This window comes from Terribacillus halophilus, assembly GCF_900162685.1.
GTDB lineage: Bacteria > Bacillota > Bacilli > Bacillales > Amphibacillaceae > Terribacillus > Terribacillus halophilus_A.
Window position 1 is genome coordinate 1,909,864 of record NZ_LT727828.1, and the last position, 14,718, is coordinate 1,924,581.

Annotated in this window: 12 protein-coding genes and 1 pseudogene; all 13 read right to left on the bottom strand. The window is 44.5% G+C overall.

Features of this window, described 5'->3' with window-relative positions; genetic code table 11:
- Window positions 1–49: 49 nt before the first annotated feature.
- Window positions 50–1,300, bottom strand: a complete 1,251-nt coding sequence (locus B1K52_RS14345) for a methionine gamma-lyase family protein (RefSeq protein ID WP_077309387.1) — start codon at window positions 1,298–1,300, stop codon at window positions 50–52.
- Entirely contained in the window at window positions 1,297–2,538 is a 1,242-nt protein-coding gene (hflX, locus tag B1K52_RS14350; RefSeq protein WP_143588892.1) for a GTPase HflX, read from the bottom strand. Before hflX ends, B1K52_RS14345 begins: the two co-directional genes overlap by 4 nt.
- Before the next feature lie 123 nt (window positions 2,539–2,661).
- Entirely contained in the window at window positions 2,662–3,822 is a 1,161-nt protein-coding gene (locus B1K52_RS14355) for a Ger(x)C family spore germination protein (protein WP_077309391.1), read from the bottom strand.
- On the bottom strand, window positions 3,797–4,909 hold the full coding sequence (locus tag B1K52_RS14360; protein ID WP_077309393.1) for a GerAB/ArcD/ProY family transporter: 1,113 nt from the start codon (window positions 4,907–4,909) through the stop codon (window positions 3,797–3,799). Before B1K52_RS14360 ends, B1K52_RS14355 begins: the two co-directional genes overlap by 26 nt.
- A 12-nt stretch (window positions 4,910–4,921) precedes the next feature.
- On the bottom strand, window positions 4,922–6,562 hold the full coding sequence (locus B1K52_RS14365) for a spore germination protein (RefSeq protein ID WP_077309395.1): 1,641 nt from the start codon (window positions 6,560–6,562) through the stop codon (window positions 4,922–4,924).
- 113 nt (window positions 6,563–6,675) lie between these two features.
- The gene (locus B1K52_RS14370) at window positions 6,676–7,596 is read right to left on the bottom strand and encodes an AAA family ATPase (RefSeq protein ID WP_256855929.1); all 921 of its coding nucleotides are present in this window, start codon (window positions 7,594–7,596) and stop codon (window positions 6,676–6,678) included.
- A gap of 141 nt (window positions 7,597–7,737) precedes the next feature.
- Complete coding sequence (gene hfq / locus B1K52_RS14375; RefSeq protein ID WP_077309397.1) at window positions 7,738–7,971, bottom strand: RNA chaperone Hfq; 234 nt, start codon at window positions 7,969–7,971, stop codon at window positions 7,738–7,740.
- A 35-nt stretch (window positions 7,972–8,006) separates the two neighbouring features.
- Window positions 8,007–8,942 carry a tRNA (adenosine(37)-N6)-dimethylallyltransferase MiaA gene (gene miaA, locus B1K52_RS14380; RefSeq protein WP_077309399.1) on the bottom strand — a complete coding sequence of 312 codons (936 nt, stop codon included), beginning with the start codon at window positions 8,940–8,942 and terminating at the stop codon, window positions 8,007–8,009.
- Window positions 8,943–9,027: 85 nt separating this feature from the next.
- Window positions 9,028–9,486 carry a Dps family protein gene (locus B1K52_RS14385; protein ID WP_077309401.1) on the bottom strand — a complete coding sequence of 153 codons (459 nt, stop codon included), beginning with the start codon at window positions 9,484–9,486 and terminating at the stop codon, window positions 9,028–9,030.
- A 36-nt stretch (window positions 9,487–9,522) separates the two neighbouring features.
- Window positions 9,523–9,642 carry a peptidoglycan-binding domain-containing protein gene (locus tag B1K52_RS18335; protein WP_256855972.1) on the bottom strand — a complete coding sequence of 40 codons (120 nt, stop codon included), beginning with the start codon at window positions 9,640–9,642 and terminating at the stop codon, window positions 9,523–9,525.
- A 108-nt stretch (window positions 9,643–9,750) separates the two neighbouring features.
- Window positions 9,751–10,146: pseudogene (locus B1K52_RS18340) on the bottom strand (M23 family metallopeptidase); the annotation flags it as partial.
- 112 nt (window positions 10,147–10,258) lie between these two features.
- On the bottom strand, window positions 10,259–12,097 hold the full coding sequence (gene mutL / locus B1K52_RS14395) for a DNA mismatch repair endonuclease MutL (RefSeq protein ID WP_077309405.1): 1,839 nt from the start codon (window positions 12,095–12,097) through the stop codon (window positions 10,259–10,261).
- 12 nt (window positions 12,098–12,109) lie between these two features.
- Window positions 12,110–14,710, bottom strand: coding sequence for a DNA mismatch repair protein MutS (mutS, locus tag B1K52_RS14400; protein WP_077309407.1), 2,601 nt, complete (start codon window positions 14,708–14,710; stop codon window positions 12,110–12,112).
- Window positions 14,711–14,718 lie beyond the last annotated feature (8 nt).

Consider the following 14,718-nt stretch of genomic DNA (forward strand, 5'->3'; position numbering starts at 1 on the left):
TAATTTTAAATGTCAACACATGTTAGCTTAGTTAACATGAATTTTTTTATTATGCTTCATTACTTGCTATTAAGCCTTTTTCTAATAGGTTTTGCGCTGCGTCTTTAATAGCGAGTTTAACGTGCGTATACGTGAGTCCACCTTGGACAAAAGCTGTATACGGTGCACGAATTGGCCCATCGGCAGTTAATTCCAAGCTGGCGCCTTGAATAAAGGTTCCGGCCGCCATAATCACGTCACTTTCATAACCTGGCATCGGTGCAGCTTGCGGCGTCACGTGTGCATTAACAGGTGATGCATGCTGGATAGCTTGGCAAAAGGCTATCATTTGATCAGCAGAATGGAAGTTCACGGATTGAATCAAGTCTACGCGTTTACTATCGAATTTGGGAGAAGTCGAAAATCCGAGCAGTTCCAGGAATCGGGATGTGAAGATTGCTCCCTTTAACGCCTCACCTACTACATGCGGCGCCAAGAAGAACCCTTGGAACAGCTCCTGCAGCATACCTAGTGATGCTCCTGTCTCTTTGCCAAGACCTGGAGCAGTCAGCCGGTTGGCGCATAGTTCAATCAAATCAGAACGGCCGGCGATGTAGCCGCCGGCGCGGACAATGCCGCCGCCTGGATTCTTAATGAGTGATCCAGCTATCAAATCCGCCCCAACATGCAATGGTTCCTCTGTTTCAGCAAATTCACCATAACAGTTATCGACGAAGATAACAGCTTCCGGATGCTTCTCTTTTACAAAAGAAACCATCTCACCGATCTCTGAAACAGAAAAAGAAGGCCGGTCGGCATATCCTTTCGAACGCTGGATTGCCACCACCTTCGTTTTTTGAGATAGCTTTTCTTCCACAGCTGTATAGTCAATTGCTCCGTCTTCGGTGAGATCAACTGCATCATACATGACACCAAAGTCCTTTAGCGATCCTGTATCTTCTGCCCGATTGCCAATAACACCTTCTAGCGTATCGTACGGTTTCCCGGTAATATACAAAAGCTGGTCATCTGGACGCAGAACGCCAAACAAAGCAGTTGTAATTGCATGTGTACCAGAGACAATCTGCGGACGGACGAGCGCATCTTCCCCTCCGAATACCTCTGCATATACTTGCTCCAACGTTTCGCGTCCAAAGTCATCGTACCCATAACCAGTGGTAGGATTAAAATGGCTGTCGCTCACACGCTGGTGGCGAAATGCATCCATCACGCGTTTTTGATTCTGCTCGACGATTTTATCAATCTTAGCGCGCTCGGCACTTGTCTCTTCTTCTGTTCTTCTTGCTGTTTCGTGTATCATACTTCATTCTTTCCTTTCAACTGATGGTAAAGCGGGTGTTCGCTCATAATATAGCCGCTCACCTCATAAGCATCCAACTCTTCGTTGAATGCACGTTTTGTCATAATGGTTTCCTGGGCGATCTTGTCCAAAAGACGCCCGCCAGATGCAGGTACGATTGTATCATACAATTCGCTTGCTTCCTGAATCATTTCCTGGACTTTTTCCATGACACGTCTGCGGTCTTCTTCTTTAAAAGCAGATATTTGCACATACGGATGCGCACTCGGAATGAAATCCTCTGTCAAAAGATCCGTCTTATTGTAAACAGTCAATATTGGTAATTGATTTGCCCCAAGTTCATCGAGCAATTTTAAAACAGTCGCTTGCTGCTGCTCATGATCCGGATGCGCACTATTGACCATATGAATGATAAAATCTGCTTCCGTTACTTCCTCGAGTGTTGATCGAAAAGCAGCGATTAAAGCAGTCGGTAAATCTTGAATAAATCCAACCGTATCCGTCAGCAACGCCTGGAAGCCTGACGGCAAACGCATACGGCGCGTCATCGGATCCAACGTGGCAAACAGCTGATCCTGCTCTAAACTTTCATTACCGGTCAATCGATTGAAAATGGTGGATTTGCCTGCGTTTGTATAACCCACTAAAGCAATTTGGAAAGCCTTATTTGTCTTACGGCGCTCTCGGTAACGCGAACGGTGAGACACAACCGCTTTTAGCTGATGCTTGATTTCATCAATACGGCGGCGGATATGCCGTCTGTCGGTCTCAAGTTTCGTCTCCCCAGGTCCTCTTGTTCCGATACCAGCACCAAGCCGGCTCATCTCCGTACCTTGGCCATATAGCCTTGGCAGCAAATACTGCATTTGGGCAAGCTCTACTTGTAGCTTTCCTTCTCTTGTATGTGCTCTTGTAGCAAATATATCAAGAATCAGCTGACTCCGGTCAATCACACGCACTCCGACCCGGTTGCTGATATTTTTTAATTGACCTGGCGATAATTCGTCGTTAGAGATAACCAAAAGCGGTTCTTCCTCTTCGACGAGATCCGCAAGCTCCTGTAGTTTTCCTTCGCCCACATAAGTACCAGGATGCAGACGATCTCTTTTTTGCGTGACAAAACCTGCCACTTCTCCGCCTGCTGTTTTTGTTAACGCTTCTAATTCGTCCAGCGATGATTGAAATCGCTCTAGTGTTTGATTCTGATGATGTACTGCCATCAATAATACACGTTCCATGCTGTCACCCTTTCCATATGTCATTATACCCTATAATAAGCTGAAAAAGCCTTCGCATTTATAACGAAGGCTTAGGAATTTAGGTTAAGTATTTCGACTGAGACATTATATCACTGCCTTTCTTTACTTAAGCCTACCTTCCTTCACTAAATCCCCTGTATTCACAATCTTTATTTCCACATCGTACTGCACGTCAGCATTGGCAAAATAAGTGTCCCAATCCTTCTTCATTTTCTGATAGTCTCTTGGGTAGGCAATCCGAAAGCTATCATAAAACTGCACTACATCCGTTTTAAAATCTTGCTGCAGCTTTTCCATCGTACCTTCCATTATCTTAACAACCTCATCTCCAGCCAATCTCTCCAATTTAGCTATATAATTTTCAGATAAATTGTTACTTGTTAGTGACCAATCTTCCGTAATCCAACCTTGTGCTGTTATTTGCACATCAAAAGACAATTTTCCATTCTGGTAATGAGGTTTTGGCTTTGCTTTATAATGCTGGATTTCATAGATAATCGTATTTCCTTTTTCGTCCTTGTAGTTAAGCAAACCGCCTTCTCCATTTCCTGACAACCAATTAATACCCTCTACCTCATTATCTGTTAAGAAACCAGCAAGCTTGTTATCTTTTGCGCGAATAACACCTGCACCATCAAGTCTAACTGTATTCTTCCCTTTCGTTACACTTGGCAAAATAACGCTTGTACCCGCTATCAGATTAGCCGTGACTTCCCCGAGACGCTTTTGCGGAAGAATCTTCATTGTGGACGATTCATTCTCGAAAAAATTATTAATATATCTGCTTGTTATTTCCCCCTCTATATTGACGTCTAACACATCACCCGCTGTCTGTTTTGTTAGTAAAACAGCTGGGCTAGAACGTGTAACATTATCACGAAGCATTTGATCTAGCAAAATGAATAGATCGTAATCGCTAGCTGTATCTTCATTAATCACAATTGTTTCCAGATGATCAGTAAATACTGGGTATGGCAGCTGCAGTGCTAAACTGCGCAGGATATCTTGCATACTATTTCCTTTAAGTGTAATATTTTGAAACAGTTTTCCTTGCTGCGCTGTTGCAGCTTGACCACCTTGTTTCTTTGTCGATGCAACTTGCGTGGTTAGCTGGATCGGTGCCTGCTCATCATCGCCAGGATCTATCCCAAATCCAATAGCGAAACCTATATTCTCAATATCAGAGCTATCCCAGCAGCCAGACAAGCACAAAAGCACTACCATGCACAGACTGAATTTACGCACTACTCCTTTGCTCATCATCCAGCTTCAGCCCCCTCATCCACGCAATTAAAAGCAGCAGCGCAGGCACTAAGAATGAAAATGCAAAGCTCGTCCAGCCAATAAGTGTTCCCATCTTCTCTAATTGATTTAGGTCACTTGGAATCAAACAGATAAAGTAAACTGCCGCTAAAAGCATGTAGCTCGCTTTTTTATAAGACAGACGTGTTAGTGTTGCCACTCCTTTTGCCGCAACATAGTGGCAAACGACGTAGGTAAGAAACATCTGGATTAACCATACTACTAAAAATAACGATTCAAACCGTTCAAACAAAACACCTCTGTATTCGTATTCTTGGATAAGCGCAAAAGTAGGCCATTTCTGATGCTTCATTCTTTCTACCGATAATCCTCCTGTAATGACGACAACCGCAAGTATATAAATAGATACCGGAATCGCCAGACCAATTAATGCGACCTTCTTCGCCTCTTTCGGTTTCTGCATCATTGCAATAAAAACAAGCAGGAATTCGGTACCGCTGAATGTTAGGAAAGTAGGGGTCAGACCTTTGAGTACTGGCGTAATTCCTAGTCCGAGAACAGGCCGCAGGTTATCTAACTCAAACACTTCCAGTCCAAGCAAGATAACGATTACAAAAATACAGATCGTAAGCGGGGTCAACATTTCAATTAAGCGGGCTATAGGATTAATACCGCTTGTTAAAAGATAAATCGCCACCCAATACATGCTAATCACAATGACAGTAATCGGTGTTTCTTCCAACAGATAAAACTGTGTTAGCTCGCCCATAGAACGGATCTCAAAAGAGCCAATCATAAGTGCGTATCCGATAAAGCCAACACTAAGCAGCGTTCCTATCCATTTACCGACAATTAATTTATTGAATTGAAAAAAGGTAAGCTGCTTAAAACGCAGACACAAAGACACGATAATCAAGCACGTTATATAACTAAATATCCCGCCTATTAGTGTGCTTATCCATAGATCCGGTGTACCAACTTTCAATGCCAAGTTTCTGGGTAGCGTAAAGATACCTACTGCAATTAAAGCAGATGATAGCAGTGCAATCATCTGCGTCGTCGTAATCTGGTTTGTCCCTAACTTCATCTTGCACAGCTCCTACTTTTTCTTCCTTCTGACTTGATCCTTTGGATAATATTCAGCCGGCCGTTTTCGCATTGTAAACAAGGGCAAACGGAGGAAGAAGTCTTTCCAATCTTCTTTACTGTATAACGTTCCCGGTGTCACATAAGGCAGCCCGAAGCTCTTCAGCTTGACCGCATGAATACATAAAGCTAAGAAAAACAAACTGATGCCGTATAAACCTAACAAAGCAGCAGAAAACATTGACAGAAAACGAAGCGATCGCAAGGCGATACCGGCATTGTATTGCGGAGAAACAAAAGAAGAGATAGCCGTAGCTGATACGACAATAACCATGATAGGACTGACTAATCCTGCCTGAACCGCAGCTTCTCCAATAATCAACGCTCCTACCAAACCAACAGTTTGCCCTACTGGCTTTGGCAGCCGCACCCCCGCTTCCCTTAATAATTCGATTGATACCTCCATCAACAATGCTTCGATAATGGTGGGAAAAGGTACACCGACTCTTGTTCCTGCTATCGCAAGTGCTAAGTCAGTCGGTATCAAACCTTGGTGAAACGAAACAAACGCAATATAAAAAGATGGCAGAAAAACACTTAAAAGAGCTGCTATGTACCGCAGCACTCGAATTAGCGACATCGGAATCCAGCGTTCATAGTAATCTTCTGGAGACTGCAGCATCACCGAAAATGTTGCCGGTGCAATCAATACATAAGGCGTCCCATCCAGCATGATCGCAACTCTGCCTTCAAGAATGGCCGCCATCACACGATCCGGTCGTTCTGTTGATTGCACTTGTGGAAAGATAGATAAATAATCATCCTCGATGAGCTGTTCAATATAGCCGGATTCCGCAGCGTGATCAATATCCAAATCTTCAATGCGTCTTTTTACTTCTGTGAGTAATTCATCATTGGCAATATCTCTTATATAAGCAATAGTGAGCTGCTTTTTCGTTCGCTCACCCACTTCGAAATCAGTGAAAGTCAGGTTGGGATCTGTCGTCATTCTTCGCAAAATAGCCGTATTGTCACGCAAATTTTCAATAAATCCCATTCTAGGACCTCTTACGAGTGGTTCTGATATTGGATCTTCTACACTTCTGGATATCCATTTCTTCACACTTAAAATGAGGACCTCGTCCAATCCATCTACTAGCAGCAGCACAGATCCCGACAGCAGCTGTCGAGCAACTTTGTCTATCTCTTTCGTAACTTTTATATCACTAACCTCAATTGTGTGGTTCAGCAAATAATCCTTGATACTTTGACTTCTGAATAGATTAAGTCTGGACTTCGCTTGCTTCCCATGCAGTAACGGATGCAGAACGGCTTGCTGCAGCTGCTGCGCATCGACTAGCCCATCAATATGAACAATGCTGCAGCTGCGATTATCATTGCCTAATTTAAATTGACGAAAGATAATGTCTGAACTGTCTCCGACAATTGCTTTAATACTTTTCACATTGGATGTTAACTTTTCTGTTAAAACAATATTTGACGGAATGAAATGCTGTTTTGGACGCACATTTGTTTTTCTGCGAAGCTCTTTTAGCTTCTTAAAAAGTAAAGCACTCAAAACTGGTACTAGTACAACAACAATTGTTCCAAGCCAAACATCTGTCCGTGCTAGAAATTCGATTATTCTCCCCATTATCCGCACTCCTTGCTACGTATCGTGCCCTATCACTTTCTGTCTATTCAAGAGAAATTTCTCTAAATAAAAAAGCTCTAGCTGTGGTCAGCTAAAGCTTTTACTAATGCTTACTATTCTTCTGCATTCAAATCAGCAACAGTCACTTTCATAAGTTCCTCGGTCGATAGATGGTGATCATGGCGCACGAGGCGTACTGCCTGCATACGAATCGCTTTCTCAAGTACATTACGAACAAATCGGGCATTAGAGAAGTCAGCTGTTCGCTTTGATTTTTGCTGCACAATAACTTCTTTCAACTTCCATTCTGCTTCTTTGGTAAGCTGATATTCTTTCTCTGCAAGCATTCCCTTGGCAATATCCATCAGCTGTTCTGACTTGTAGTCGGGAAATTGGAGCTGAATTGGAAAGCGGGAGCGAAGGCCTGGATTTAAACTCATGAAATTCGCCATTTCTCTTGGGTAGCCAGCAAGGATAAGGATAAATCTGTTGGAAGCATCTTCCATATGTTTTACTAATGTATCAATCGCTTCCTTCCCAAAATCCTTTTCCCCACCTCGGGCTAGCGAATAAGCTTCGTCTATGAACAAGATACCGCCCATGGCCCGCTGCACGAGTGCCCTTGTTTTTTGGGCTGTATGGCCAATATATTCTCCGACCAGATCGGCTCGTTCTGCTTCAATGAAATGTCCTTTATCAAGTACATTCATTTCGTGGAAAACAGCTGCGAGCTTGCGGGCGACTGTTGTCTTTCCGGTACCTGGATTGCCTTCGAATAACATATGCAGCACTTGTTTTTCCTGTTTTAATCCCGCCGCTTCACGCTTTTGGTTAATATGGACATTCGCATAAATTTCTTTGATGGTTTTTTTGAGCTTTTCCAATCCGATGAATGCCGCGAATTCCTGATCGATATGACGGAATGGATCGATATCGCGCTTGATGGTTGCATGCTGCAGCTGCTCCATCTCTTGTTGTCGGTTCTTCAGGACGATATTGATTTTACCCTTCGTATTCGTAACTTGAGCTTCCACATGATCACCCCTCACTGCAGTAGTTTACGCTCAAGACAGGCATGCCGTGACAAATGCCCAATGGTCTTTATCTACTGTATTCAGCAAGAAGGCGCTTTACCACCACAAAACAAAACGGGCGCCAGTGGCACCCGCTCTTTTTTAGCTTTGTTCTTTATAATCCAGCGATACATTCTTCACTGGCGAGAATGTAGAGATCGCATGTTTGAAGATTAATTGCTGTCTTCCTTCCGTTTCAAACAGTACTGTGAAATTATCAAAAGCTTTCACCGTTCCGCGGATTTGGAAGCCATTTGTAAGAAAGATAGTAACTTGCATACGCTCTTTGCGCAGCTGGTTCAAATATTGATCTTGAATATTTACAGATTGTGACATCTATTCCCCTCCTAATTTCTATACGGTTCCTATTTCTACCTTTCTGTCAGCATTCCTGCAAGTTCCTCTAAAATAATTGTAAACTTTTCTGTTTTTTCCGCTGGTGTGATAGTATACCAGTTGACTTCCATTTTATTGCGGAACCATGTATATTGCCGTTTGGCATAGCGACGGCTGTTTTGCTTCAGCTGAGACACCGTATCTTCCCAGTCCATTTTCCCTTCCAAATAAGGGATAAACTCCTTATAGCCGATTGCACGCATGGATTGTGTATCCCGCAGACCAGCTTCGAAAAATGCGCGTACTTCTTCTAGCAATCCATCTGCCAGCATGCGGTCAACCCGAAGATTGATTTGTTCATATAAAAGTTCGCGCTCCATCTCCAAACCAATGATTGTCGCATCATAACGGGAATCTAGTGCGGTTTCCTCATGATCACTCATTCTTTTCCCTGTGCGATGGTAAATCTCCAGCGCACGAATGACACGACGCACATTGTTCGGATGGATGCGTTCTGCCTGGATGGGATCTATCCTCTGCAGCTGCTCATGCAAATGCTTTGGACCATGGGTCTGCGCTTCTTTCTCCAGCTGCTGCTGGTAGCTGTCATCCCGTTTTGCTTCAGAAAAGTCGTAGCTGTAAAGTGCAGCTTGTATGTATAGTCCAGTTCCTCCAGCAATGACCGGAATTTTTCCTCGGCCGTGTATTTCTGCAATACAAGCCTGTACATCTTTTTGGAAGTCGGCAGCTGAGTAATTCTCTTCCGGATCACGGATATCAATTAAATGATGCGGAATTCCTTGTTGCTCTTCATCGGTGACCTTCGCTGTGCCAATGTCCATGCCTTTATATATCTGCATGGAGTCACCGCTGATTACCTCGCCATTAAATTTCTTGGCGATTTCAACACTCAGTTGTGTCTTGCCGACGCCCGTAGGTCCGACAACCACGATTACTTTTTGCTTTTTCATGTTAGTCTCCTTCTTGCCATCATGCCATTAGTTTAGCATAACGAGACAGAGAAAGATAAACGAAAAGCCGTGCATGCAGCACAGCTTATCGATTGGCATCAATAAGATATTTCGTCAAGCGGATGGCTTCATATTCCAGCTTGCCAAGAATATCAATAAGCATTCCAGCTGTCGCTTCATCTTCCTGCCTTCTAGCAAGCGGTATGCCGGTAATCTTGATCTCCTGCGCCAGCTGACTGTAGTCATGACGCAGTGTCTTTACTACCTCATAATCTTCATCATCCGCTTCTGCTTCCTGGATGGTTGCTTCCTGCAGAAATTTGCTCATTACGGCAATTGGTCTGCCGCCAATGGCAAGTATTCTCATTCCTAAACACTTCTTTATGTCATCCAGCTGCTTGTGCAAGTCCTCTGTGTATTGCTCAATTACGTAGCCGTATGGACCTTTCGCATACCAATGATAACGTTGAAGTTTCACATGCAGTACGCTTGTATTGGCAATTTGCTGGTTTAAAAAGTCGATAAGATGCTGATTTTTTTGCATAACTAACGCCCCCTCTGGCTGTCAGCATGCCCTAATTCAGAACAATCTATTCCATGTTTCCGGACCGACGATGCCATCCACACCAAGTCCATTATTACGCTGAAAGTTAAGGACTGCCTGGCGTGTGTTCGGACCGAAAATGCCATCGACTGTCACTCCGACGGCCTGCTGGATTTTCCTTACACTTTCTCCGCGCGAACCAGTTCGAATATAGCTTCCTGGATAAGCCGCACTAGCGGAATTCTGAGGGGAGCTGGCACTTGTTCCAATATAGTCGAGCGGATTAACCGCATTTGTTTTGTTTGCATTCCATCTGCCTCGATGCAGCTCAAAATGCAAATGCTGGCCAGTCGAATCACCTGTGTTTCCCATATAGCCGATAAATTGCCCTTGTCGGACTGTATCGCCTACTCCAACCTGCCTGGATCCGGAGCGCAAATGAGCGTATACCGTTTCATAAGTCTGTCCCCCTAGCTGGTGCACAATGAAAATAACTTCTCCATAAGAGGAAGATACATACGATCGGGTGACAGTTCCTGCAGCTGCTGTCACTACACGCACTGTTCCTGATTGTGCCCAGTCAACGCCATTATGAGAAGAACTTGCACCCCGGAACCCATTTGTCAATCTGCCTGCTGACGGTTTGATAAATAAAGCCATAGCACATACTCCTTCCTGTCATTTTTTGAGTTACAGGATAGTGTAAGCGTAAACCATAGCAGGCGAAACGGTTGATACCTAGACAAGCAAAAAAGGCGCAGTTGCCCTGCGCCTATTGCACTCGTTTGAATAACTTCTCCAGTTCATAAGAAGTAAAACGGATAATAATCGGTCGGCCATGCGGGCAGGTAAACGGATCCTGTGACGTACGGAGCTCTTCTAGCAAATGAAACATATCATCATAATTAAGATGATGATTCGCTTTGATAGATCGCTTGCAGGACATCATGATGGCAGCTTCTTCTCGCAATTTATGAATATCGATTTTATTTTCCTGCATTACTTGCTCGACAATTTCACGGATAACTTCTTCTTCGAAACCTTTCGGAAACCATTGCGGATGGGAGCGCACAATATACGTACTGCCGCCGAAGGACTCAAAGAACAGTCCAACAGCTTCTAATTCTGTTTGATATTGTTCTACGATTAGTGCTTCTTGTTTGGTGAAATCAAACGTAAGCGGAATAAGCAGTTCCTGGAGCTCTTTTTCCACATCACCAATTTTATCTCTAAAGTATTCATATTTAATCCGCTCCTGCGCGGCATGCTGATCGACTAGAAACAATCCTTCTTCATTTTCTGCCAAAATATACGTGCCGTGATGCTGTCCAATCGGATACATTACTGGTACCTCATATGCTGGCTCTTGTTCCGGCTCAATCGTTTCTTCGATTATTGTGTCTTCAGCAACTGTTTCTGGGCTGTACGCTGGTTCAGCAGGGAAAACGTCTTGTTGCTGTGCCAGCTGTGCCTCGATAATGGGCGGCGCTGTCTCTTTCACTTCGTCAAAGAACCACTTTTCAGGTTGCGATTCTCTAGCCGGTTTTGTTTCAAAGAATGTGAAGCTTTGCTGTTCACTTTTCTCCTGCACTTTTTTCGGTTTTGGTGCCGCCGCTTCCGGGATAAGACGCTGCTGCCGCAATGCTTTACTAACAAGCTGCTCCACAGCATCAAATAATTCCTTCTCCTTGCTGAAACGCACCTCAAGTTTAGCGGGATGCACATTGACATCGACAAGAATTGGATCCATCTTAATAGAAATCACCGCAAGCGGGAATCTGCCGATTGGCAGCAGCGTATGATACGCCTGCATCACAGCTTTAGCCAAAATAGGATTACGGATGTATCTGCCGTTTACAATAAATGATACATACTGCCGAGACGCCCGGTTGATTTCTGGTTTTGCAGCTAAAACCTCTAGCTGGTAATCCAATGTTTCATGCGAAGCGTTGACCATTTTCTTTGCCACTGAGTTGCCATAAATCTGCGCTACAATCTGCAGCATATCACCGCGACCTGTTGATTGGAACAGCGGCTTGTCATTATGCGTCAATTCAAAGCGGATCTCTGGATGAGCTAACGCCATCCGATTAATCACTTCTGATACATGGCCAAGCTCGGTATGAATGGTTTTCATATATTTTAAGCGGGCAGGTGTGTTAAAGAACAAGTGACGAACGGTAATTTCCGTTCCTTTACGCGCATCGCATTTGCCTCGTTCTTTTATGACGCCGCCTTCTAAAGCCAACTTCACGCCCGCATCTTCCCCAGTACTCGTTTTAATCTCCAGCTGACTTACTGCAGCGATACTGGCGAGAGCCTCACCGCGAAATCCGAGTGTACGAACGTGAAATAAATCATTTTCATTACGAATTTTACTCGTTGCATGGCGGAAGAAAGCTCGTTCCACGTCATCTGCTTCCATGCCTGCACCATTATCTACAATACAAATCTCCGTTAGTCCAGCTTCTTTAATAGCTACCTTGATGACCGTACTTCCTGCATCGATACTGTTTTCTACCAGTTCCTTGACGACAGAAGCCGGTCGTTCAACTACTTCCCCAGCTGCAATTTTATTTGCTAAAACATCCGGCATCAATTGAATCGCCATAATGGAACCTCCTTACTTCTTTGCTGCCATTTGCTGCAGTTTATATAATAAATTCATGGCTTCCATTGGTGTTTGCTCCATTAAGTTAATGGAAGCAAGCTCAGCAAGCACCTGATCGGCTCGCTTGTCTGATTCTTTTACTGTTTCTTCTTTTTTCGGCTCTGGTTCTGCGAAGAAAGACAGCTGCATGTCTTCCTGCACCGCTTCGGGCGCGGAGGTTTCCAGCTTTTGTCCTTGCCCTTCCAGCTCTTGCAGAATAGCAGATGCACGCTCGATAAGGCTGTCAGGCAGCTTGGCAAGCTTTGCCACATGAATACCGTAGCTTTCATCTGCCGCGCCTTCACGAATTTGGTGAAGAAAGACAACATTACCTTCATGCTCCTCCGCTCGTACATGCACATTCCGGAGTTTTTCCAAGTTGTCTTCTAGTGCCGTAAGCTCGTGATAGTGCGTTGAGAATAATGTTTTGGCATGAATGTTGTCGTGCACATACTCAATAATCGATTGTGCTAATGCCATCCCGTCATAGGTGCTTGTCCCGCGGCCGATTTCATCAAGCAAGATTAAGCTTCTATCTGTCGCATGCTCCAAGGCATGCCTGGATTCCAGCATCTCGACCATGAACGTGCTTTGTCCAGAAACAAGATCATCCGCTGCACCGATGCGCGTAAAGATCTGATCAAATAACGGCAAATCTGCCGCTTCACTAGGCACGAAACAGCCTATTTGCGCCATAATGCTCGTCAAAGCAACTTGTCGCATATAGGTGCTTTTACCGCTCATATTCGGTCCAGTAATTAGCAGGATATCCGATCTTTGATCCATTTGCACATCATTCGGTACGAACTCACCGGATTTCATCACTTTCTCAATAACCGGATGACGGCCTTCTGTAATGGATACGGATCTGCTGCTGTTAAACGTAGGTCGAGCATAGCGCTGCTTTTCACTCACTTCTGCAAAGCTTTGCAGCACGTCTAATTGGCTAATCTGATCTGCCAGCTGCTGGAGTGCAGGAATAAACGTCTTCACGTGGTCCCTGATTTCCAAGAACAATTCATACTCCAACTCCACACTTTGATCCTGCGCTTCCAAAATTAACGCTTCTTTTTCTTTTAGTTCAGGTGTGATGAAGCGCTCGGCGTTGCTGAGTGTCTGCTTTCGCTCATATTTCCCTTCCGGTAGCAGGTGCAGATTTGCTCTTGTTACTTCAATATAATAGCCGAATACTTTGTTATAGCCGACCTTGAGCGACTTGATGCCTGTCTCGATCCGTTCCTGCTGCTCCAGCGCCGCAATCCATTGCTTGCCGTTTCTGGATGCATCTCGGTACGTATCAAGCTGCTCGTGAAAACCATCCTTTAACAGCCCGCCTTCCCGTACGCCAATCGGTGCATCTTCATGCAGACTTTTCTCCAGATAGTCATGCAATGCTGGCAGCGGATCTAGCTCATGTCCCATTCGCTGGACCTCTGTTTCTGCAAAACCTGACAATACCTGCTTTAGTTCTGGCAGTTTTGCCAGCGTTCGTTTCAGCTGCAGCAAATCACGGGCGTTCACATTTCCATATGCGACACGACCGGACAATCTTTCGACATCGTAGACAGATTGCAGCAGCTGGCGAATTGTATCCCGTTCGAAGAAATGATCAAGAAATGCTTGGACTAAATCCTGGCGCCGTGTGATTGCCTCTTTTTGTAACAGCGGTCGTTCGAGCCATTTTTTCAGCATTCTCGCTCCCATCGCTGTGACTGTGTCATCGAGCACCCATAGCAAACTGCCATGTTTGCCTTTCTTCAGGATTGTTTCGGTCAGCTCTAGGTTGCGCTTTGAATACATATCTAGTGTCATGAAGGACTTCAGTTCCATGACTTGAAGCGGCTTCAGATGATCCAACCCGCGCTTTTGCGTACGCTCGACATAATGTAATAGCATAAAAAAGCAATCTAGCAACCTTTTATCGGTAACACCGCCGGCCAGTTTCTCTTGTGACAGACTGCTAGAGACTCCTGGCTCTTGATACGATAGCGTCACACCAAGCCGCATCTTTAGTTCGTCCTGCAGCTGCTGATCGAGTTGTTCTGAAACGACAATTTCCCGAACCGGCTGATTGTACAATTCGCTAAGCAGTGTATCAAAGCCGCCTTCCAGCAGAGCAGCACGGTTTTCGCCGGTAGAAAGATCATGATAAACAAGACTATAAGTACGGTCTGTGTTTTCGTTTACAGCCGCCAAGTAATTGTTTTCTTTTTCGTCCAGCATGCCATTCTCCATAACAGTACCAGGTGTAATTAGCTGGACCACTTCTCGCTTCACGACCCCTTTAGCGGTTTTAGGGTCCTCTACTTGTTCACAGATGGCCACCTTAAATCCTCGTGAAACAAGTATTCTTATATAATTATCAGCCGAATGATAAGGAACGCCGCACATAGGCACCTTTTCTTCTACGCCTGCATTTTTGCTCGTAAGGGTGATTTCAAGCTCCTTCGTCGCTTTCAAAGCATCATCGAAGAACATCTCATAAAAATCTCCAAGCCGGAAGAAGAGAAACGCATCCTTATAATCGGCTTTTATTCGTAAATATTGCTGCATCATTGGTGTGTAACCTGCCATTTTCCTAC

What these genes read in the sequence shown, in the direction of transcription:
- B1K52_RS14355 (WP_077309391.1), bottom strand. Translation starts at nt 3,822, where the DNA reads ATGATGAGCAAAGGAGTAGTGCGTAAATTCAGTCTGTGCATGGTAGTG.
- hfq (WP_077309397.1), bottom strand. Translation starts at nt 7,971, where the DNA reads ATGTCACAATCTGTAAATATTCAAGATCAATATTTGAACCAGCTGCGC.
- B1K52_RS14385 (WP_077309401.1), bottom strand. Translation starts at nt 9,486, where the DNA reads ATGCAAAAAAATCAGCATCTTATCGACTTTTTAAACCAGCAAATTGCC.
- B1K52_RS14365 (WP_077309395.1), bottom strand. Translation starts at nt 6,562, where the DNA reads ATGGGGAGAATAATCGAATTTCTAGCACGGACAGATGTTTGGCTTGGA.
- B1K52_RS14360 (WP_077309393.1), bottom strand. Translation starts at nt 4,909, where the DNA reads ATGAAGTTAGGGACAAACCAGATTACGACGACGCAGATGATTGCACTG.
- mutL (WP_077309405.1), bottom strand. Translation starts at nt 12,097, where the DNA reads ATGGCGATTCAATTGATGCCGGATGTTTTAGCAAATAAAATTGCAGCT.
- miaA (WP_077309399.1), bottom strand. Translation starts at nt 8,942, where the DNA reads ATGAAAAAGCAAAAAGTAATCGTGGTTGTCGGACCTACGGGCGTCGGC.
- hflX (WP_143588892.1), bottom strand. Translation starts at nt 2,538, where the DNA reads ATGGAACGTGTATTATTGATGGCAGTACATCATCAGAATCAAACACTA.
- mutS (WP_077309407.1), bottom strand. Translation starts at nt 14,710, where the DNA reads ATGGCAGGTTACACACCAATGATGCAGCAATATTTACGAATAAAAGCC.
- B1K52_RS14345 (WP_077309387.1), bottom strand. Translation starts at nt 1,300, where the DNA reads ATGATACACGAAACAGCAAGAAGAACAGAAGAAGAGACAAGTGCCGAG.